This window comes from Cetobacterium somerae ATCC BAA-474 (assembly GCF_000479045.1).
GTDB lineage: Bacteria > Fusobacteriota > Fusobacteriia > Fusobacteriales > Fusobacteriaceae > Cetobacterium_A > Cetobacterium_A somerae.
In genome coordinates this window covers 78,854-99,686 of the sequence record NZ_KI518105.1, presented here as the reverse complement: position 1 = coordinate 99,686, position 20,833 = coordinate 78,854, and the positions used below count along the sequence as shown (strand labels likewise).

General features: G+C 26.8%; 20 protein-coding genes. 4 read left to right on the top strand and 16 right to left on the bottom strand.

Annotated elements, in window-relative coordinates; genetic code table 11:
* Nucleotides 1-1,875, bottom strand: a 1,875-nt coding sequence (locus tag HMPREF0202_RS04095) for a BglG family transcription antiterminator (protein WP_023049987.1), incomplete at its 3' end; no start/stop codon positions are given.
* Between the two features lie 152 nt (nt 1,876-2,027).
* On the opposite strand from HMPREF0202_RS04095, the gene HMPREF0202_RS04090 reads away from it, so the two are divergent.
* The 4 genes from HMPREF0202_RS04090 to HMPREF0202_RS04075 are packed head-to-tail and all read left to right on the top strand — an operon-like array spanning nt 2,028 to nt 4,767.
* Nucleotides 2,028-2,480: a PTS sugar transporter subunit IIA gene (locus HMPREF0202_RS04090; RefSeq protein ID WP_023049986.1), complete on the top strand. Its 453-nt coding sequence runs from the start codon at nt 2,028-2,030 to the stop codon at nt 2,478-2,480.
* A 3-nt stretch (nt 2,481-2,483) separates the two neighbouring features.
* Entirely contained in the window at nt 2,484-2,795 is a 312-nt protein-coding gene (locus tag HMPREF0202_RS04085) for a PTS fructose transporter subunit IIB (RefSeq protein WP_023049985.1), read from the top strand.
* An 11-nt stretch (nt 2,796-2,806) separates the two neighbouring features.
* Nucleotides 2,807-3,874, top strand: a complete 1,068-nt coding sequence (locus HMPREF0202_RS04080) for a PTS fructose transporter subunit IIC (protein WP_023049984.1) — start codon at nt 2,807-2,809, stop codon at nt 3,872-3,874.
* A 20-nt stretch (nt 3,875-3,894) separates the two neighbouring features.
* Nucleotides 3,895-4,767, top strand: a complete 873-nt coding sequence (locus HMPREF0202_RS04075) for a ketose-bisphosphate aldolase (RefSeq protein ID WP_023049983.1) — start codon at nt 3,895-3,897, stop codon at nt 4,765-4,767.
* A gap of 59 nt (nt 4,768-4,826) precedes the next feature.
* On the opposite strand, the gene HMPREF0202_RS04070 is transcribed toward HMPREF0202_RS04075, so the two are convergent.
* From HMPREF0202_RS04070 to HMPREF0202_RS04000, 15 genes are all read right to left on the bottom strand, one after another.
* Nucleotides 4,827-5,711, bottom strand: a complete 885-nt coding sequence (locus HMPREF0202_RS04070; RefSeq protein WP_023049982.1) for a competence protein CoiA family protein — start codon at nt 5,709-5,711, stop codon at nt 4,827-4,829.
* Between the two features lie 154 nt (nt 5,712-5,865).
* Nucleotides 5,866-7,878: a DUF4357 domain-containing protein gene (locus tag HMPREF0202_RS04065; protein WP_023049981.1), complete on the bottom strand. Its 2,013-nt coding sequence runs from the start codon at nt 7,876-7,878 to the stop codon at nt 5,866-5,868.
* A gap of 30 nt (nt 7,879-7,908) precedes the next feature.
* Nucleotides 7,909-8,571 carry a M48 family metallopeptidase gene (locus HMPREF0202_RS04060; protein WP_023049980.1) on the bottom strand — a complete coding sequence of 221 codons (663 nt, stop codon included), beginning with the start codon at nt 8,569-8,571 and terminating at the stop codon, nt 7,909-7,911.
* A 2-nt stretch (nt 8,572-8,573) separates the two neighbouring features.
* Nucleotides 8,574-11,639 carry a type I restriction endonuclease subunit R gene (locus HMPREF0202_RS04055; RefSeq protein WP_023049979.1) on the bottom strand — a complete coding sequence of 1,022 codons (3,066 nt, stop codon included), beginning with the start codon at nt 11,637-11,639 and terminating at the stop codon, nt 8,574-8,576.
* Nucleotides 11,640-11,789: 150 nt separating this feature from the next.
* The gene (locus tag HMPREF0202_RS04050; RefSeq protein WP_023049978.1) at nt 11,790-12,725 is read right to left on the bottom strand and encodes a Kiwa anti-phage protein KwaB-like domain-containing protein; all 936 of its coding nucleotides are present in this window, start codon (nt 12,723-12,725) and stop codon (nt 11,790-11,792) included.
* Entirely contained in the window at nt 12,722-13,348 is a 627-nt protein-coding gene (locus HMPREF0202_RS04045) for a hypothetical protein (RefSeq protein ID WP_023049977.1), read from the bottom strand. The genes HMPREF0202_RS04050 and HMPREF0202_RS04045 overlap by 4 nt, the downstream gene beginning before the upstream one ends.
* Before the next feature lie 22 nt (nt 13,349-13,370).
* Nucleotides 13,371-14,627, bottom strand: a complete 1,257-nt coding sequence (locus HMPREF0202_RS04040; protein ID WP_023049976.1) for a restriction endonuclease subunit S — start codon at nt 14,625-14,627, stop codon at nt 13,371-13,373.
* Nucleotides 14,614-16,119, bottom strand: a complete 1,506-nt coding sequence (locus HMPREF0202_RS04035) for a type I restriction-modification system subunit M (protein WP_040406289.1) — start codon at nt 16,117-16,119, stop codon at nt 14,614-14,616. The genes HMPREF0202_RS04040 and HMPREF0202_RS04035 overlap by 14 nt, the downstream gene beginning before the upstream one ends.
* Nucleotides 16,120-16,336: 217 nt before the next feature.
* The gene (locus HMPREF0202_RS04030; protein ID WP_023049974.1) at nt 16,337-16,918 is read right to left on the bottom strand and encodes a class I SAM-dependent methyltransferase; all 582 of its coding nucleotides are present in this window, start codon (nt 16,916-16,918) and stop codon (nt 16,337-16,339) included.
* 319 nt (nt 16,919-17,237) lie between these two features.
* Nucleotides 17,238-17,822 carry a hypothetical protein gene (locus tag HMPREF0202_RS04025; RefSeq protein ID WP_023049973.1) on the bottom strand — a complete coding sequence of 195 codons (585 nt, stop codon included), beginning with the start codon at nt 17,820-17,822 and terminating at the stop codon, nt 17,238-17,240.
* A 95-nt stretch (nt 17,823-17,917) separates the two neighbouring features.
* Nucleotides 17,918-18,622 (bottom strand): queuosine precursor transporter, encoded by a 705-nt coding sequence (locus HMPREF0202_RS04020; RefSeq protein WP_023049972.1) that lies wholly within the window; start codon nt 18,620-18,622, stop codon nt 17,918-17,920.
* Between the two features lies 1 nt (nt 18,623).
* On the bottom strand, nt 18,624-19,589 hold the full coding sequence (locus HMPREF0202_RS04015; RefSeq protein WP_040406287.1) for a nucleoside hydrolase: 966 nt from the start codon (nt 19,587-19,589) through the stop codon (nt 18,624-18,626).
* Nucleotides 19,590-19,748: 159 nt separating this feature from the next.
* The gene (locus HMPREF0202_RS04010) at nt 19,749-20,060 is read right to left on the bottom strand and encodes a hypothetical protein (RefSeq protein ID WP_023049970.1); all 312 of its coding nucleotides are present in this window, start codon (nt 20,058-20,060) and stop codon (nt 19,749-19,751) included.
* Between the two features lie 19 nt (nt 20,061-20,079).
* On the bottom strand, nt 20,080-20,406 hold the full coding sequence (locus HMPREF0202_RS04005; protein ID WP_023049969.1) for a cupredoxin domain-containing protein: 327 nt from the start codon (nt 20,404-20,406) through the stop codon (nt 20,080-20,082).
* Between the two features lie 43 nt (nt 20,407-20,449).
* Nucleotides 20,450-20,824: a GNAT family N-acetyltransferase gene (locus HMPREF0202_RS04000; protein ID WP_023049968.1), complete on the bottom strand. Its 375-nt coding sequence runs from the start codon at nt 20,822-20,824 to the stop codon at nt 20,450-20,452.
* Between the last annotated feature and the right edge of the window lie 9 nt (nt 20,825-20,833).

The window sequence follows — 20,833 nt, the reverse complement described above, 5'->3', positions numbered from 1 at the left end:
ACAAAAGGTAATTATAAAATTACATTTATTTTTATTTATAACAATTGGTTCTTTTAATTTTAAGAATGAAAATTTTGTTGAAAAAACATTATTATTATTTACAGCATGAGGAAAAATAGTTGTTTTTCCAATAAAAAGATTTGGATTATTTAAACTTATTGGAGATATTAATGATTCTAAATAAGATTTATTTATATAATTTTTTTCTAAAAGAGGTTTACAGGATAGAGTAATTGCCTCACTAATATCCTTACAATTACCATAACTAAATAAATCTTTTTCGATAAAATTATTATCAAAGCTTTTAGCGTTATCATTTTCAATAAAAAAATTTGAATAATTATTAAAAATAAAATCTTTAAGCTTATTTTTATCAAAATTTAGGTTATTATTTTTTAAATCTTTAACAAAAGAGTCAAAGCATATTTTTTCTCGTTGTTTTTTAAAATTAAATTGTTTTAAACTTTTAATATCTTTTTCATTTAGCAAAGGACTTACTTTGACTAAAGGAATATTACAAGAATGATTTCTTAGATTAATTGTTGTAATAATTAAATCAAAATATGAAAAATCTAGATTATAAAATTCATTTAAAGAAAATGTCTTAGTAGTTTCAATATAGAATGTATTATTTAAACGATCTTCTAAAAATTTAGATGCACTAAGTCCGTAATTACAAATAATCGCAATTTTTTTTATAGGTTTTTTTAGGGAGTTTCTTTCTAAAGCTCTATGAAACATAAGAGTTATAAAAGCAATTTCTTCATTACTTATTATAAAGTTTAGATTTCTTTCTAAATTATTAAAGCTAGATTTTATAGTATAAAAAAGATTTTCATAGATTTCTACAATTTCATTATAGATAGAATTTTCTAGAAATATTTTTTTAGAGCTTCTATAAATCATTGGTTTTATGTGGTTTATAAGTTCATTCATAAGAATTTTATCATGGATTAGATTAATAGAGTAAGATTTTGAAAAACTAACAATAGATTTATAAATTTCAATTTCAATGTTTATCCAATTATTAAAAATAATTAATGGATTACTCTTAGTATAAGATAATCCAATTAAAAAATCAGTTATTACTAATTTTTGATTTTGTGAAAATTCATTCATTTTAGAAATAATTTCAATATATTCAAAACTATTTAAATAAAAATCTTGATTTGTTTTAAAGTAAAGCTTTGGACAAAATTTTATAATTCCAATTAAAAAACAAAAAAATAAATTTAAGCTATTATCAGATATAGTATAAGAAAAATTTTTTCTTATATTTTTAAGAGTTTCATATGAATCAGAGAAAAATTCTAGAAATAAATCATGTATTTGCAGATTAAAGAAACTCATTTTTTTTAGTGCAAAATTGTTAAAAGCAAGATTTTCATATTTATTAAGATACGAAGATAAGAAGTAACATAGATCTAAGTCATTATATTTTAAAATATAAATTGAATTTTCTTTTTGAATAATATTAATATTAAACTTTTCTAAGTATATTTTTAATTTTTTTAAATCATTTCTAAGAGTAGGTTTTGTTATATCTAATTCTTTGGAAAGTCTATTTATATTAATAGACTCTTTCTTTAAAAGAGTCTTAAAAATAATAAGGTCAATTCTTTCTTGTGAGGAGTATGAATAAAAAATTTTCTCAAAATTTTTAAATATGTCATGAAGACAAGAGAAATTATTATTCAAAGTTATATCATTTTTATTAACTTTAATTTTATAATCTGATTTTAATTCATCATTTAGTTCATCAATTTGATATCTAATATTTCTTTCTGAAAGATTAGATTTTTTTATAATTTCTTGAAAAGAACAGTTTTGTTGAAGCATTTCTATTAATTCAAAATGTTTAAAATTAAGACTCATAAGAATCACCTCCAAGTATAAAAAGTATACCACTTAAATTAAAAACAAAAAAGTAAAAAATGTTTCAAAAAAAAAAGAAATGTTTTTTATCTTTTAAAAGTGTTCGTTATATTATACACTTATATTACAAAAGGTTACGGAGGTAATGAAATATGATACGAAAAATATTAAAAGAAGATAATATTCATTTGAATATAGAATCAAAGAATAAAGAAGACATTATTAATATATTAGCTAATTCTTTAGAAAAGACAGGAGATCTAGTGAATAAGAATATTTTTATAGAAGATATTTTTAAAAGAGAAAGCCAAGGAATAACTGGATTAGAAAGTGGATTAGCTATACCACATGGAAAATCTATGGGGGTTAAAAATACTTCGTTAGCTGTGGCAAGATTAAAGCATCCAATAGAATGGGAAACTTTAGATGGAGATCCTGTTGATTTAATAGTTTTATTTGCTGTAACTTTAGAAGATAAAAATGATACACATATAAAAATATTATCAAAAGTGGCAGGTAATTTAGCAGAAGATGAGAATGTAAAGTTTTTAAAAGAAGTACAAGATAAAAATGAAATAATAAAAATTTTAGGTAAGGAGTGGTGAATTATGAAAATAGTAGGAATTTGTGCATGTACCGCAGGAATAGCTCATACATTTATGGCTCAAAAAAAACTTCTTAGTGTAGGAAAAGAAAGAGGGCATGAGGTATTTATTGAAACCCAAGGATCTATGGGTGCAGAAAGTGTTTTAACAGAATGTCAAATAAATAATGCTGATTTTGTAGTTATAGCAGCAGATATCAAAATAGGTGTAGATAGATTTAAAGGCAAAAAATTAATAAAAGTTCCAACAAATGTCGCAATAAAGGGAACAGTTAAATTATTTGAGAAATTAGAGGATGCATACAAAAACTTTTAAGGAGGTTCAAAATGAAATTAAAAGATTTGCAAATAAAGAAACATTTATTAACAGGAATTTCTTTCATGCTTCCTTTGGTTGTTGCAGCAGGATTATGTATAGCGATAGGACAAATAATACCTAGGTTTGGAATTGAAACAAAAATAAGTGAAGTATTGGTTAATTTAGGTGTTTATGGAATGACATTATTAGTACCAGTATTTTGTGCATCTATAGCATATTCAATTGCAGATAAACCAGGTATAGCACCAGGACTTGTATTAGGTTATTTAGCAAATGAAATAAAAGCAGGATTTTTAGGTGGAATCTTATTTGGATTTGTTGTTGGATTCTTTGTTTTATGGTTAAAGAAAAATTTAAAAGTTCCTAAAACTATGGAGGGGCTAGTTCCAGTAATGCTAATTCCTTTAATTTCAATGGTTGTTTGTGGATTAGGAGCATATTTTATAATAGGAATTCCTATAGTTGCTCTTCAAAGTTTTCTATTAGAATTTTTAACTTCTTTAGATGGAAAAGCTAAATTTATAACAGGAGCTATTATAGGTGGTATGGTTGGATTTGATTTTGGTGGTCCTGTTAATAAAACTGCTTCAATATTCGCAGATGGATTAATTTTAAATGGTATTTATGGACCAGAAGCTGTAAAAGTTATGGTTGCGATGATTCCACCGATAGGGTTAGGCCTTTCAGTTCTACTTACTAAGCATAAATATACAAAAGCTGAAATAGAAGGTACAAAAGTTGCATTTCCAATGGGATTATGTATGATAACAGAGGGTGTTATACCAATTGCAGCAAGAGATCCATTTAGAGTTATAGCTGCGAGTGTAGCTGGTGGTATGATTGGTGGAGGATTATCGATGCTATGGGATGTAGGTTCATCTATTCCTTCTGGTGGAGTATTTATAATACCTTTTGTAGAGAATCCTTTAGGATTTGTAGCAGCATTATCAATAGGAAGTATAACGACAGCATTAGTATTATCGATTTCTAAAAAGGTTCCAAGTGAAGAAGATGAAGGAGAGCTTATTATAGAACAAGACATAGAACTTGATGATTTTAATATTGAAACAATTTAAAATAAATAGGAGGAATAAAAATGCTAGTAAATATGAAGGACTTATTAAGTGTGGCTCAACAAAACAATTTTGCGGTAGGTGCATACAATATTGGAAGTGCGGAGTTACTAAAAGTAGCTTTAGAAGAGTGTGAAAAAAATAATTCACCTATTATTTTAGCAATTCACCCAGATGAATTAGAATATTTAACAGATGAATTTGTAGAATATGTAAAAACTAGAGCTACAAATAGTAAAGTACCAGTTGTTTTACATATGGATCATGGTTCTAATAAAAATCAGATTTTAAGAGCAGTTAAATGTGGATTTACTTCTGTTATGATAGATGGATCTCATCTAGATTTCGAAGATAATGTAAAGTTAACTAAAGAAATTGTAGATATAGCTAAACCATTAAATATATCTGTAGAAGCTGAATTAGGGACAATAGGAAATTTAGGAAATTCAGCAGAAGGTGGAGCTAGTGAAATAATTTATACAGATCCTAAAAAAGCTAAAGAATTAGTTGAGAGAACTGGAGTAGATACTTTAGCTGTTGCTATTGGAACTTCTCACGGTTTATATCCAAAATGGATGAAACCAGAGTTAAACCTAGAACTATTAAAAGAGATAAAAAATGAAATAAATATACCTTTAGTTTTACATGGTGGATCTGCAAATCCAGACAACGAAATAGAAGAAGCAGTTCAATTAGGAGTATGTAAAGTTAATATATCGAGTGATATTAAAAATGCTTTTTTCCAAAAGACAAGAGAAGTATTAAGAAATAATGAAACAGCACTAGAACCGTTATTAATATTTCCAGAAGCAATAGAAGAAGGAAAAAAAGTTGTTAAACATAAATTAGGATTATTTAATTGTTTAGGAAAAGCTGATTTATATAATAATATATAAATTTTATAGATAAAAAAGCCCTTTCGGGCTTTTTTATTTTAAAATGAAAATAAACCTAATTAAATATTTTTCATAAAATATTTTTTATCTAAAACATATGCACATACTCTTATTTCATTTTCATATCCAGGAATTTTAATATAAAGATCACCCAATTCACCTTTATAAACATTCTCTATAAGTTCTCTTTCATTATAAATGTTAACATAAAAAGAATCTGTAGCTATAGCTCCATAAAATTTTGTATATTTTTTTAAATAAATTTTTACTTTTGTACAAATTATTGAGTTTTTATAAGGATACTTATACTTTTTTTTAGTTTCAGGATTATAACTCCATCTATAAATCATGTTCATCTCTTTATGTAAACTTAAATAAATTTCAATTGGATGATACATTTCTTGTGTATATGCTATTCCACCATCTTTTGAATAATTTATTAAATAATTTTTGGCTACTTCAAGTTCCTTATATAAATTTTCAAATTCAAATTTATCATATAACGTTATAGTATCTATAATTTTATCAAAATCAACTTTAATCTCATAAACTTTTTCCAATTGTGATAACTTTTTATATTTTTCAAAATATTCATTAGTTTTAGGATTTTTATAACAAATTTCTATAATTATGTAAGTTCCTTTATCTGTTTTTAAAACTATATCAGGAATATAAGTTCCTTTTAATAGATGTACTTCTGTTCTTGACGCAACTATATGATATTTTTCAAATTCTTTTAAGATTGAAAAATATTCTTTCCAATACCTATGAATAAGACTTTCTCCTTTATCTCCACAATCTTTTGATAGATGATAAAAATGTTTAATTTTAATTGTACCATTTCTAACTCTTAATACACTTCCACAATTTCCACAATAATAATCTGTTTTAACTAAAGCATTTTTTATATGAATAATTTCATTGTTTGAATTTAATGCAAACATCTTTACCTCCTTAATTTTTGACTGCAAAATAATTAATTTAAATTCACACAATATTTAGTATCATTATAATATTTTTTATACTTAACTCTTTGAAAAATTCTTTTGTTTGTAAAATCAAACATATTATCTATTTAAACACCTTCGTCATATTTTTTTAATCCTCTTTTACTCTAAACTCATCTAATAGCTTCCCATCAAAAGTTTTCCATTCAGTCCATCCATTAGCACTTCTACCTAAAACCACCCTTGCTGCTGTACTAGGAGATGAAAATAGATAGTCCTTTTCAAAAATATATTTATTATCCTCTTCCTTTAATATATTCAAATCTAGTAACTTTTCTATAATTTTTATATTCTTTACTCCGATACCTGCAGTTTGCTCCTTACTTGCTGTACTACCTTTTAAAACTAAAAAACTATTGTTTTTCAACTTTCCACTTCCTGAAGATCTAGGTCCTTTAGTAAAAAAGATTAAATCTTTTGCATCTACTGCAGCTTCTAAAAATGGTCTATGCCATATATTTAAAATATCTTCAAAAATATTTTCAAACCTTTCATCTAACTTCAAGATATTCCATTTTTCTTGTTGTCCTAACCATTTATTTAAATAAAGCTTACTATTTTTGTGGCCATGTTGCTCGTTATCTCTTTTATCTAAAAATGATTTATTTCCTAAATTAGAATTACTTCCTGTTAATGTTAGATTAGATATTGTATCTTTTAGTGAATTCATCTGTTCAAACTCTTCATTGCTAAAATTTTCATGCCACCCTTTTCCAGGATTTTGAGGAAAAATATGCTCTATAGTTATTTTTTCATTTTCAAAATCAATAAGTTCGTTATGATAGTAATTTTCTAGTCTTTCAAAAACATAGTTTATTTTATTTCTATCTTTATATACTGGCTTTACTTTTAATTGATATTTTAGCTCTTCACCTAAAGGAAAATTTTGTTTTATTATTATATCTGCAAATGAATTATAATAGTTGTTCTTATCAATTTTGGAATATAAACTCATAAATATTTTATTTAATGCATTAGATGGTTCTCCTGTAATATATCTTCTCCAAATATAACTTTCTAATAAGTCCACTATTTTAATCAACTCATCTTTAGAAACTGTTTTTTCTCTATAATCTTTTAGTATTCCCATTAAAAAAGGATTTAAAACTGTTTGATCTAGTGCTTTTAAATATTTTAATTTCTTTCTAACATCTTTATCTTTCTCTTCAATTGGTTTTAAAATAAGTGCATAGCATTCAGAATATTCCTTTATCTCTTTTAATATACAACTATCTTTTAAATAAAACTCTTTAAAGACCTCAAATACCTTTGATTTATTGGGTATCTTATTATTTTTTAATGTTAAATAGTCTCTTATAAAATCGGAAACATATGAGTTTAATTTTGAACCATCTGAAATTTTACAACTATTTTCAATAGGAACCCAAATTTCTTTATATATTTTATTTTGTTCACTTCTTTCTAAATCCATTAAAATATAGTTTCTTATTAAATCACTTTGAGAAAGATCTAATCCTGTAGAGTTTAAACTTTCAAAAATCTTTTGTGGATCATCTTTTCCTTTTTCAAGAGCTATATCTACATAAATTAATTTTTCAATTCCTACAATAATTTCTTTTAACTCATCTTCTGACAAATCTTTTAAACTTTCAAGAAAAAATCTATAGTTTTTAACCATATTTCTATCTCTAAATTCTTCCACCTTACTGCTATTTTCATTTATTATATTCTCTAGTAAAATTAAATTATCCTCTGGTGGAATTAATTTAAATTTAATATCTCTTTCAATATACTCATCAATAATATATCTATTATAAGTTCTATTAAACATTGCCACACTATTAATTTTTTTAAAAGAATGGCATATTGCTAAAAATAGAAGTGTTAATGTTGTCATTCTTTGTTGTCCATCTATAATATTAAGCTCTTTTACACCTAAAGCATAAACTCCTTCATGAATATACACAATGCTTCCCACAAAATGAGAAATTATATCTTTATTTTTAGCTAGAGTTACTATGTCATCTAATAATATTTTGCATTGTTTTTCTTCCCAATTATAATTTCTTTGATAAACTGGAATTGTAAATTGTGTATTTGCCTCTGAAAATAAATCAATTATCTTCCTTTGTTTTGCCTCCATTATTATTCCCCCAAATTTTATAGTAGCCTCCTACTCATTTTCTTCTAACCTCTCTTTTCTCCACTCATAATCTGGCATATGAGTCAACAAGTAGTTATAGAATCTTTTGCCATGATTTGGATACTTTAAATGTGCAAGTTCATGTAAAATAACATACTCAATACAGTATTTAGATTTTTCAATTAATTTTGTATTTAAGTTAATCTTTCTTTTTTCATAGTTACAAGATCCCCAACGAGTCCTCATATCTCTTATTCCAACTTTATCCAAAGATAAATTAAGTGTTTTTACATATTTTTGAACTATCTCATTAAAAATAATCTCACATCTTTTTCTATACCATGTCTCTAAAAGCAGTTTTTTACAATCTCTGTCTTCTATTTTTTCAGTATGAATATATATATATCCTCGATAAAACGTAACTTTTTCCTCTTTAGAATCCATAACTTTTAACCTATAACTACGTCCAAGATACCTAATGCTATCACCACTTATATAATTTTTTTCTTTAGCTACCACAAAGTTTTTTTTAAAAAATTCCAATTGTTCCTTTATCCAACCTTCTCTTTTTACCAAGAGTTTTTCAATATATTCATCACTAGTTTCTAAAGGCACAGTCAATACTATCTCTCCCGTAGGTCTAACCTTTATATTCGGATTTTTTATAACTTTTCTAATAATTTTAATATCCATATTTATCCTTTTTTTCCTAATCTACTCTTACCAATAGACATAATTATCTCTGCAGATTCCTCTATTTCAAACTTCACATTTTCAGAATTCTGTAACTCCCAAAGTTTGTCTTCAATTTCAAGTTCAATCTCATTATGTACATCAACATTTGTTTCCCAATCTGGCTTTTTAGATTTTTTTAAAAGTAACTCAGTACATTCCACTACAAACTCTACTAACTTTTCTTTATTGTTTAAACTCTCTAAAAAAACTTCTCCAACATTATCATATAACGCTTTTCCTAAACCAGAGTTTTTTAACTCTTCAGGATAAGAGTTTTGTAAAGAACTTTCCTCATTAGCTAATAACGTTCTAATCTCTTTAATACTACTTAGATATTCATCTTCTGAAATTCTTTTATTTTTATACTCTTCTAAAATTTTATTTATCTTTTGAACTAAAGAGTCATAAAAAACAGGGTTATCCTCTCTTTTTTCCACAATAGTTTTTGTTAGTGCATTTCTTATAGTATCAGCTTTTGCTCTACTTCCGCCTAAACGAGACACCTCTTTATCAAAATCCTCATGAAATATATTCATTAATTTTGTTAGCTGGTTAGTTTCTCCAGAGCTTATATAAGTATCTAGAAGTTTTTGCATCTGCCCTTCGTACTCTCCAAAATCTATATCTTCATAATAACGTAATCTTACAGCTTTTCTAAGTTTATTATAAAAAGCTGCATCTTTTTTATATTTTGTCATCTCTTCATCTGAAATTATCTCATAAGTTTTTTCACTACCCATTACAAGTTTTAAAGATTTTGAGAACTCTTTAAATAAAAGATAGAATTTTTCTCTAAGCTTTTCATCTTCTAAAAAAACACAAAAATCTTCAAAATCTTTATTTTTTACAGATTTAAACAGATCTGTTAAATGAGAATAGTTTGTTTTTATTTTAGCTATTTCATTTTTTATATCAATCACAGTTCCAATTAAATCATCCTCATCAAAACCATCTAAACTTGTATAACTAGTTAAAGCTTGGTCTAAGTTACCTAAAAGCCCTCTATAATCTAAAACGTAACCAAACTCTTTTCCTGTTGCTAATCTATTAACTCTAGCTATTGCTTGCAGAAGCTTATGCTCCTTCATCTGTTTATCTATATATAGTACTGCTGCTTTGGGTGCATCAAATCCTGTTATTAGTTTATCAGCTACTATAAGTATATCAATCTCATCACCATTTAAAAATTCATCAATTGCCCAGCTTTCGTAAGCCTCATATGAGCCAAACTCTTTTACCTTTTCTGCAATTTTTTTAGCTACATAATTTTTATTTTCACCATCCACAACTTCATGACCTTCTCTAGTATCCTCTTTAGATAAGATAAAAGCAGTTTTTACATCTCCATACTCTTCAAAGATCTCATGATATTTTACTGCTGGATATTTTCTTTCTGCAATTATCATCCCTTTAAATCCTGTATTCTTAAAGTTATTTTTGAAATGCTCATTTATATCCATAGCTATAACTTCAAGCCTTTTTTCACTACTAGCTACCTTCTGAAATCTAGCCCATTTTTCCTCTAAAGATTTCTTTTGCTCTTCGTTTAACCCTTTACATATCAGTTCAAACTTTCTTTCCATCCCTTTTTCATCATTTATCCATTGATCTACAAGTCTTCCCTCATAAAGAAGAGGTAAAACAGCTTTATCCTTTACAGCTTCATCTATTTTATAAGCATGAATTAAGCCACCAAATTTTTGAAATGAACTTTTTTCACTTTTTAAAAGTGGTGTTCCAGTAAATCCTAAATAACATCCTTTTGGGAAAACTTTTTTCATAGCAGCATGTAAATCACTACTTTGACTTCTATGTGCCTCATCAACTAACAAAAATACATTATTATCTTTTATCTCTTCTTTCTCTCTTCTAACAGTGACAAACTTATTTATAATTGTTGTTATCATAGTTTTACCCTGCTTTATCTTTAAAAGTAAATCTCTTCCACTTTCAGCATTTGAGACATCACCAAAATCACAATGAGCAAAAGTTTTACTAATCTGTTTATCTAACTCTTTTCTATCTGTTACAACAACTATTTTAGCTCCACTTACCTCTCTTTTTATAGCCATAGCTAACATAACCATAGTTAAGGATTTTCCGCTACCTTGAGTATGCCAGATAAGCCCGCCACCTCTTTTATTTTCATTGTCAAATGTTTTTATCTTTTTTAGTATCTCTTTTATAGCAAAATACTGTTGATATCTTGCTACCTTTTTTACATTTTTATCATAAATGATATAGTTTCTAATTATTTCCAAGAATCTATTTTTCTCAAAAAATGAAAACACTCCTTTATCAATCTCCGTAATCGATCTATTTCCAACTGGAGGAACTTCGAATTTTTTATCCTCCTCTTTCCAAATAGACCAAAACTTTTCTGGTGTTTCAGTAGTTCCATATCTATATGAGCTTGCATTTCCAGCCAAAAGAATTTGAGAGTATTTAAATAGGTCTGGTATTTCATCTTTTCCTTGGTTTCTTATCATTTGAGATATACCCTCTTTAATACTAACTAAGGCACTCTTTAGTTCAATTACTCCCAAAGGGATTCCATTTACAAAAAGAACAAGATCAGGTCTTCTAGTTTTTTCTCTTTCATCCTGATTTACCCTTTGAACTATAAACTCCTCAGTTACATGAAAAACATTATTTTCAATATTTTTAAAGTCTATGTATTTCATACTAAAAGATTGCCCTACTCCAGTTTGCTCCTCCTCTTTAAATGATTCCCCTAAATTTAAACTTCTATGGATATTTTCATTTATAATAACCTTAGAGTCACCATCTATTGATTCAATCTTATCTATAGCTGAATTAATATTTCTTTCTGAAAATTTAAACTCTTCACCTCTATATATAAATGTATTTATTCTACTCAAACTTTCTTTTAAAATTTTCTTTAAAATAATATCCTTTTCTCTATCTTTATATTTATTTATATCTTCAGGAGATATATAAGTATATCCCATATTTTTTAAAAGATTTATAACATCCTTTTGTGTTTTTATCTCTCTAGTATCCATAATGCCCCCTTAGACTTTTTTAAGCCTTAACTAATCTAATATACATGTTAATTATACTCCATTACTCTACTCTTTTCAATTTTTTCAAAATAAAAAGAGTACTAGTTAGTACCCTTAATAACAATTATATTTTATTGCTTATTTTAAATATTATATATTTTCTTTATTGTGAGCTATAAAAAAATCATCTGTATTTACCAAACAATCTTTTCCAATTTTTCTATTTAAAATGCTTAAAACTATTTTTACATTGTCACTATTACTTATATTCCAAGCATCATTATTAACAGTCAATCCAAGGTCTTTTGTTATATTTAATTCCATTAATTTGGTCATATCAATATCTTCATATTTTCTTAATTTATCAACTTTATAAAGCTCTTTACAATGAGATTTATTTGAAAGAACTTTATTTAAAATACAAGGTAAATTAAAAATTCTATCATGCCTAAAATTAGTTATAACATTTTGAGCATAATTTTTATACATCTCTGAGAACTCAAAAATAACTTCAAATCCCTTCTCTTTTGTAACAAGGAATTTCTCATCTTCTTCAAGAGCAAAAGCCACATCAGCTTCTGGAATAGTAAAATATGGAATATCTAATTCTTCATATTTACCATTCTTAGATAGGCAGATTTTTGTCTTTTTAAATACTAAGCTTCTAGTAAAATCAATAAATAAATGAATTTTTTTAGGTTTATCATTAACTAAATACTCAAACTCTATAATAAACGCTTTTAAATTTTTTGCATCAGTATTTTGTAATACTGCTAAATCATCTATAACAGTTCTGCAATTAAGTATTTTAGTTTTTATTTCTTCGTATTTAAGCACATCATTAATTGGTATGTAATAATAATTTTTTAAATTATTTTCTAAATTTAACTCTTCTACTTCGTCATTATCGCCTAATTTTTTAATCAACTTAATAATTGCATTTCTTGCAATCTCTTTTAAATCAGCTTTTATATTAACTCTTTTTACAAAATCCTGATTATTTTCTTTTAACCAAACTTTAAGACATTGAGTCGTTTGATCTTCCGATATTTTATCAATTAATAAATTTAAATAAGCTATATTCAATGTTTTCCTCCTCGTTCTAAATAAAAAATATTACTACTAATTTCCAATAATTTTATATTTGTATTTTTCTCAATTAAAGCATTTTTTAATTTTGATATAATATATATACTTTGCTCTAAATTATTTCTAATTACTTTAGCTTTATATATATGATATCCTAAAATTCTAATAACTGGATTTAGAGTAATTAATGAGTTACTTGTTATATAAAAAGAAGCTATAACAATAAATAAAATAAGTTGAATTAATTTTGAAATATCACCACCAATAGATAATGAAGGTATTATGTATGTAAATAAATACCCTAAAATATCCGAATCATTATCTTCTGTTTCAATTATTTTATAATACTCAATATTTGTATCTTTTTCTCCTGGTTTTATAGCTTTAAAAAATAGAAAAATACACACCAAAGAAATTAAAATTAAACTAATTAATATAAATATAGGAATATTCCATGAAATTAATGGATAAGAAATTGAATATTTATAAATATTAGATGTCTTTAAAATTAAATCTCCTTTTAAATCTTCATTTAATCCATATTTAATTATCAAAAGAATCCAAAGAGGACAATAGGATGTTAAAAAAGCTAAAATCTTAACAATATTATTTAATTCCATATAAGTCCTCCTTTGCTTTGATTTAAACCCTTACCTCTCCAGTAAGAAGTTTTTGCATTAATCCTTTTTTCTGCTCTTTAAGTTCCTCTAATTTCTTTTCTAAAACCTCTATTTTCTCATCTATTGTTGATAAGAAATTAGCTATCTTTTCTTGCTCTGGAAGAGGAGGAAATAAAAATTTAATCTCAGTCATTTGAGTGACTTTTAAACTAGGCTGAACTGCTCCCATTTGGATCTTTTTAAATTTAACATTATTTTCTTCAAATGTTAATAAATAAAATATAAATATATGGTTTTGGAACTCAAATCTTAATCCCACTATATTCTGAGCAATTATTGATTTTATTGTTTCATCATATATTGAACACAACCCCGTTGCTCCAACTGTTGAAAACAAAATATCATTTTTTTTCAAATATTTTCTAAACCAATTATTATAAACTTCTTCACTTACATATTTCTTTATTATATTATAATCAATTTTTTTCTTTCCTATACTATTTACTTCAATCAAGGGAATGCCATTTTCTTGAAAAGGAGGTGTTTTTCCTCTATTATCAACAATAAAACTTATTGTTTCCCCTAACTTCTTCTCTTCCCATTCAGAATAATCATTTCCATTTTCGTCTTTAAATCTTAACTTTTGGCTAAAGATTTTTTGCATCATCCCTTTTTTAAACTCTTTTTCCTGTTCTATAAGTTCCTCTTGTTTTTCAATTGCCTCATCCCAAGTCATAAGAATTTGAGCTATTTTTTCTTGCTCTTCTTTTGGAGGAATTGGAATTAAAACACCTTCTAAAATTTCTTGACTTACATTATATCTTGTACTTCCCCCAGCTTTTGAAGTTATTTGATTTCTTACAGCAGAATTTTTTAAAACTTTATTTAGAAATATTGGAAAGTAATCACTTATTTTCTTTCCTCTTATAACAAATCCACCAAAAGTTACATTAGGATTATTATCAAGATAAACGCTTGCAGTTCCTACTTCTTCTCTTGTCTCGGAGCTTCTTTGAAATAAAATATCACCATAATTAACATCATATTTATCTAAAGTTTCTTGATTAATGTTCACTTTCCCCACTACTTTATCAAAAGTTATATATTCATTATTTAAAATATCTAAAACATTGATAAATTTAATTCCTGAACCATATTGTTCTTTTGAAGCGTTAATTCCATTTTTAAATTCTAATAACTCTCCTAACCTTTTCACATCCCAATCTCTTGGTAGTATTCCTATTGGAGTTTCTTTGTATCCTGGCTTAATCTCTTTCATTGTTATCACCTTCTAGGTTAAGCTCTTTTAAAAAGGCTTTCATCTTTTCCTCTAAAGTTGTTAGTTCTTTGTTTAACTCCTCTATTTTCCCTTGAACTTTAGGAACATCAATAGCTTCCTCCTCTTCAAAAGTATCAACATATCTAGGGATATTTAAATTGTAATCATTTTCTTGAATTTCATCTAAAGTAGCTATGTGTGAGTATTTTTCAATAACTTTTCTCTCTCTATAAGTATCTATAATTTTATCAATATTTTCCTTTGTTAGCTTATTTTGGTTTTTCCCTTGTAAAAACTCATTACTTGCATCTATAAATAATATATCGTTAGTTGCTTTATTTTTTTTGAAAACTAAAATACAAGCTGGGATAGATACGCCAAAGAATAAATTTGAAGGTAACCCTATTACAGCATCTAAAAGATTCTCCTCTATAAATCCTTTTCTTATCTTTCCTTCACTAGCTCCTCTAAATAGTACTCCTAGTGGCAATACTACAGCTACCCTACCATTTTCATTCATTGATGCCACCATGTGTTGTACAAAAGCATAATCTCCTTTAGACTTTGGAGGTAGTCCATAACTAAATCTACCAAATTTATCATGTTCAGCTTCTTCATATCCCCATTTATCTAAAGAGAATGGCGGATTAGCTACAATTACATCAAATTTCATTATATGGTCATTTTCAACATGTAGTGGATTTCTTATAGTATCTCCCCATTCAATTTTAGCGTCATTTATATTGTGTAGAAACATATTCATTTTAGCTAGTGATTCAGTTGCACCATTTTTTTCTTGACCATATACAGCAAAGTTTGTATTTCCAACCTCTTTAGAAGCCTTTATTAAAAGAGAACCAGAACCACATGTTGGATCATATATTCTATCCCCCTCTTTAGGGTTTACAAGTTTAGCTACAACTGTTGATACCTCTGAAGGAGTAAAAAACTCTCCACCTTTTTTTCCAGAGTCATCTGCAAACATAGCAATTAAATATTCATAAGCATCACCAATAACGTCATTTCCCTTTAATTTAGATGGTCTTAAATCCAAATCTGGATTGTTAAAATCCTCTAATAATGTTCTTAAAAGTGTATTTCTCTCTTTTGTTTTTCCTAAATTAGCTTCTGAGTTAAAGTCAATATTTTTAAATACACCAGATAATTTTCTAAAGTTATCATCCTCTATCTTTAAAAGGGCTCTATTTATTATCTCACCAATATTGTCCTCATCTTTTTGTGAGTATAGCTTATCAAAGCTACACTCCTCATCTAATATGAAAACTCCTTTTTCCAAAGCTCTTTTAATTCTTTCCTCATTACCATTGTATTTAGCTTTTAACTCCTCTACCTTCTCTTTGTGAGAATCTGATAGATATTTAACAAATAACATTGTTAAAATATAATCCTTATATTGGCTTGAGTTTAAAGTTCCTCTAAATGTATCACATGCTTTCCATACTATTCCATTAATTGTTAATTGATCTGTCATTTTTTCTCCTTGTATCACTTCTTTTTCTAAATATATAATATCACAAAATTATTAGAATTTTTTCTATTTTTTATAAAATATTATCTAATAACTTTTAAGGTAATGGTATTAATAAAAAAACAAGAGCTTTTTAAACTCCTGTTTTCACTGGATTTAATACTGCATATTCTATATAAAATATACCTTTATTCTAAAATTTCTAATTCTTTCTAAAGTTTTATCCCTTTTTCAAAATTATATTAAGCCATCTTTCTTTTTCTCTTCCAGGCCTAACATCTCCAGTTTCAAAAGTTTCATAGCAACAAAACTCTAAATCTTTTATTAAATCTAAAAATTTATCCTTTGTAAAACAAGTAAAACTTCTTCCATCTTTCTCATAGTTACTTTCTCCATATTTAAACGATGCATATATAACTCCATCTTTCTTTAAAGCTTTATGACATCTTTTCAATGTTTCTAAAACCTCATCCTCTCTCAGATGAAGTAATGAAGCACAAGCCCAGATTCCTATAAATCTATCTTGGAAATCTAAATCTTTCATATCCGCCACAATAACCTTTTGTCCAATAAATTCACTAGCTTTCTCAGCTAGAACTGGTGATAGATCTAAAGCTGTAACTGTAAATCCTTCATCTAAAAAGTGCTTAGCATCCCTTCCACTTCCGCAACCTAAATCAAGAATTCCTCCTGTTTTTTCTGAAAGTTTCTCTTCAAAAATCTTATAAGTAGCACTCATATCTGCATTTACTGTGTTGTTAAAAAAATCATCTGCATTATCATTATAAAATTTTACTGACATTTACCCCTCCAAATACTATATTTTACACTTTCTATAAAACACTACACTTTAAACAAATACCTATTTTTTAAGTCATAAAGTTAACTTTTTCCTCTTTTATAAGTATTTTTATATAAATTAAAGTTAAAATATGTTGTTTTACTACTTTTTTGACAAAAGTTCATTTTTTTGACTCTCTAATTTCAGTTTTAACCTTTTTGCTAATTTCTACTCTATAAAGATGAGCACCCATATAAAATCGATTGAAACTGCACAAAACCGATTTTAAGGGTGCTCTAATCTTTTGTATTACACTTTGTCTACTTAGAGCTTGATCTCTCTATTTCTTAACTCTCTTTAAGATTCTATCTTTTAAATCAAAGTCTTTCTCTATCTTCTTATTAGTAAGTCTTTCTAAAGCAGATAGATTTCCATAACGACAAATATCGTTCATTTCATCTTCTGTTAGAGAACTCGTTGTCTTTGACATCAACTCTTGAAAACGTCTTTTATTAGATATAAATTCCTCTATACAACTTTCCTCTTTCGTAGAGAAAAGATTATAAAAATCACTGACATAATCTTCTGGAATCACATATGGATTTTCATTTGGAATAAACATAATTTTCATATTTGAACCTCTTGTCACATGGTGAAGAGTATTCTCTGGCGATTCCCATACAGCAAAAGCTTGCTTTTCAAAAAGAATATCTGACTCTAAAATCGATACTCCATATACAATTTTTCCACCATGTAAGTCTATATATTTTGCAACAGTTTCAAAAGAATCATTAATATTGTATTTTCTTATCTGTATGTTATGATCTAATTTTCTTGTTAAAAAAACATAACTTTTAGAATAGATAAATTGCTCTAATTCATTGTAAATAATTTCTGGACAGTTTAATTTTGAGTGAGATTTCATTGGTACCTCCAAAAAAATCAAATATTTTTTGATTTTACTTATATTATACCTCGTATAAGAAACATTTACAACAAATGATTGAATTTAAAACTTTTTTAACATAAACTCTTCTTTGAATCCATTTTAGTTGCCAAGTATAAAAATGGAGTATCCATAGCTGCAACTATCCATTTTAATATATATGTACTCAAAAATATCTCAAACATAACTTCAAAAGAGAAAATCCCAGTAAAGGCTAAAGTTGTAAATAAAATATTATCTACTAACTGACTTACCATAGTACTTCCATTATTTCTAATCCATAGATGCTTTGGAAACTTCTCTTTTAAAATCTTATATAGATATATATCCACATGCTGAGATATTGCATAAGATACTAATCCCACTATCATAAATCTTGGGAACAATCCAAAAATCGATTTTAAATTAGTATGCATCTCTAGTCCATCAGCTTCTGGAGTAAACATAAGTGCAAAATTTATCATAAATGCTATAACTATATTGGTAAAAAATCCTATCCATATAGCTTTCTTAGCCTCTTTTTCCCCATACTTTTCAGAAAGTATATCTGTAACTAAAAATGCACTAGCATAAGGTATATTTCCTAATGAAGCATGTAAACCAAAAAGTTTAACTAAAACCATTACCTCAACACTTGCTATAAACATAGATATTGGAATCCAAATAAAAAGTCCCGTTTTTCCAAAACATTTATAAGCACCTAAAACAATAATAAAACTTAAAAATAGTTTTATTATCCATAACATCTCATTTTGTAATAACATTCCATTCATCATCATATTAATACCCCTTTAACACTATTTCATTATCTTTTTTATTTTCAGGAAAAACTCTGTGAAAGAAAAGCTCAAAGAATCTTTTCTCATCTACCTCTGTATTTATAAATACATTTGGTGTTTTTCTATAAAAATCTCCAATATCTATTAGTGTTTGCCCAATGGCTCTTCCATTTTCAACACACTCTAAATGAGTTAAAACTCCACTACATAGACTTGGTTCTATAAAATAAGCTACTGCTAAAGGATCGTTTATCACACAACCTAAAGTTCTTTCTTGCATCCAATGAAAATCAACATAAAATCCTGTTATATTGTAAATAAAATCAGCTATTTCATTTTTCATCTGCTTTAAATACTCTCTATAGTTTGGTGTTAAAACTATTTTTCTAGTTACATCTAGTGGAATAAGCTCTATTGGCTTATCTACATTTTCAAAAACAATATTTACTGATTCTGGATCTACCCAGTAGTTAAATTCAGCTACTTGAGAACAGTTCCCATTAGTTCTAAAAGCACCTCCCATAGAAACAATTCTTTCAGCTCTTTTTAAAATCTCTTTTTCCCTCTCCACAGCCTTTGCTAAATTGGTCATTGGACCTAATGCTATTATAGATACATCCTCATTCTCTTTTAAAGTTTTAATAAGATAATCCACAGCTCCTAATTTAATAGCATCTTTTGGAATGATAACTTCTGGTAAAACATCCCCAACTCCATCATCTCCATGAGTATCTTGAGCTGTTACTAAATCTCTTTTAATTGGATTATTATCTCCTACGTAAATAGGAATATCCTCTCTTTTTAGTAACTTTAAAACTCGATAAGCATTAACTCCTCCAATTTCCACTGGAACATTTCCAGCACAAATAGTAATTCCAATAACATCTAGCTCTGGTGATTTCAGTGCTAAAATCAGCGCCAGTGAATCATCAATTCCTGGATCACAATCAATAATTATTCTTTTCATAACCTCTCCCTTTCTGGGATCCACACAAACAAAAAAGGCTAGAATAAACCTAGCCCCTTGCTGGTTTTTTTTACAGATGGATCTCCCAAACATCTTTTTTTATAAATTTAATTCTTAAAGAGTATATCATCTCTTTTATATTTTTTCAACTAAATATGACTATAGCTTTATAATATAAAACTTTACTCCATTTATTACAATTGCATCCTCTTTTTTCTTTCCAATCTTATCAAACTTACTGTGAGTGTATCTTCTCACTAATTTAGCTGGATAATCTTTTGAAGTTTTAATAGATATTAACTCAATTGTACTTAAAAGTTCCACTCTATCACTTGAAACTAAATAGTCATCTGCACCATAAGAAAATAAAACTCCTTTATAATAACCATCTGGTTTTATCATCTTAAAGTTAAAATTCTTTCCTGTTTGTTTTACTATGTACTGCCCTAAAGCAGATATTTTTTCTTTCATCTTTACCTCTTTTATATTGTTATTCTACTTTTATCTTTAAAAGCATTTTTTTATGTCCTGATCCACATGGAATTGTACACTTCCCTGTATATTCTCCAACTTTAGTAGGAGTTATTTCCACTGAAGCTGGTTTTCCTGGAGCTGCTTCTAAATTAAATCCTAACTCCTTTGATCCTAATCCATGATCTCCATCTTTACTCACTAAAGTCAATTTTACAGGTTCATCTTTTTTTAAAACAATCTCTTTTGGTTCATATCCCCAGTCGTAAGCTACAACTTGAATCTCTTTTCCTAAAAGCGTTACTGATAAAAGTGTACATAATCCTAAAATTTTAAACATCTTCATATTTTACCTCCTAAACTTAAAATAAGTTAAAAGGTATTACCACCTAAATCTCTTTTTTCATTTTTTCGCAGAATTTTTTTGCTTTAAAACTGCTTTCGTCTATATCTAGTTCTAACTTTTTTATAGAGTTATCCTCTTCAGATAAGTGAGTTAAAATAAAATATCCTAACCCTCTATTTTGATACTTTGGACAAATAAAAAGTTTCTCAACTTTAAATGTTCCCTCTTCATTTTGTGCTTTTAAAAATATAGCTCCTATTATCTCATTTTCTAAAAGCAAAACTTTCCCTATGCTGTTTTCAACAATATTTTTAAAATCCTCATAATTCTCTTTTTTTAAGCTTTTTCTAAATGCATTTCTATTTATATTCCAAAGAGTATTGCAATCACCTGCTTTAAAATCTTTAACCTCTACCATTCTTACCTC

What these genes read in the sequence shown, in the direction of transcription:
- HMPREF0202_RS04075 (WP_023049983.1), top strand. Translation starts at nt 3,895, where the DNA reads ATGCTAGTAAATATGAAGGACTTATTAAGTGTGGCTCAACAAAACAAT.
- HMPREF0202_RS04080 (WP_023049984.1), top strand. Translation starts at nt 2,807, where the DNA reads ATGAAATTAAAAGATTTGCAAATAAAGAAACATTTATTAACAGGAATT.
- HMPREF0202_RS04015 (WP_040406287.1), bottom strand. Translation starts at nt 19,589, where the DNA reads ATGAAAAGAATAATTATTGATTGTGATCCAGGAATTGATGATTCACTG.
- HMPREF0202_RS04055 (WP_023049979.1), bottom strand. Translation starts at nt 11,639, where the DNA reads ATGGATACTAGAGAGATAAAAACACAAAAGGATGTTATAAATCTTTTA.
- HMPREF0202_RS04020 (WP_023049972.1), bottom strand. Translation starts at nt 18,622, where the DNA reads ATGATGATGAATGGAATGTTATTACAAAATGAGATGTTATGGATAATA.
- HMPREF0202_RS04040 (WP_023049976.1), bottom strand. Translation starts at nt 14,627, where the DNA reads ATGAAAGAGATTAAGCCAGGATACAAAGAAACTCCAATAGGAATACTA.
- HMPREF0202_RS04070 (WP_023049982.1), bottom strand. Translation starts at nt 5,711, where the DNA reads ATGTTTGCATTAAATTCAAACAATGAAATTATTCATATAAAAAATGCT.
- HMPREF0202_RS04030 (WP_023049974.1), bottom strand. Translation starts at nt 16,918, where the DNA reads ATGTCAGTAAAATTTTATAATGATAATGCAGATGATTTTTTTAACAAC.
- HMPREF0202_RS04085 (WP_023049985.1), top strand. Translation starts at nt 2,484, where the DNA reads ATGAAAATAGTAGGAATTTGTGCATGTACCGCAGGAATAGCTCATACA.
- HMPREF0202_RS04000 (WP_023049968.1), bottom strand. Translation starts at nt 20,824, where the DNA reads ATGGTAGAGGTTAAAGATTTTAAAGCAGGTGATTGCAATACTCTTTGG.
- HMPREF0202_RS04065 (WP_023049981.1), bottom strand. Translation starts at nt 7,878, where the DNA reads ATGGAGGCAAAACAAAGGAAGATAATTGATTTATTTTCAGAGGCAAAT.
- HMPREF0202_RS04035 (WP_040406289.1), bottom strand. Translation starts at nt 16,119, where the DNA reads ATGACAGATCAATTAACAATTAATGGAATAGTATGGAAAGCATGTGAT.
- HMPREF0202_RS04060 (WP_023049980.1), bottom strand. Translation starts at nt 8,571, where the DNA reads ATGGATATTAAAATTATTAGAAAAGTTATAAAAAATCCGAATATAAAG.
- HMPREF0202_RS04045 (WP_023049977.1), bottom strand. Translation starts at nt 13,348, where the DNA reads ATGGAATTAAATAATATTGTTAAGATTTTAGCTTTTTTAACATCCTAT.
- HMPREF0202_RS04025 (WP_023049973.1), bottom strand. Translation starts at nt 17,822, where the DNA reads ATGAAATCTCACTCAAAATTAAACTGTCCAGAAATTATTTACAATGAA.
- HMPREF0202_RS04090 (WP_023049986.1), top strand. Translation starts at nt 2,028, where the DNA reads ATGATACGAAAAATATTAAAAGAAGATAATATTCATTTGAATATAGAA.
- HMPREF0202_RS04005 (WP_023049969.1), bottom strand. Translation starts at nt 20,406, where the DNA reads ATGAAGATGTTTAAAATTTTAGGATTATGTACACTTTTATCAGTAACG.
- HMPREF0202_RS04010 (WP_023049970.1), bottom strand. Translation starts at nt 20,060, where the DNA reads ATGAAAGAAAAAATATCTGCTTTAGGGCAGTACATAGTAAAACAAACA.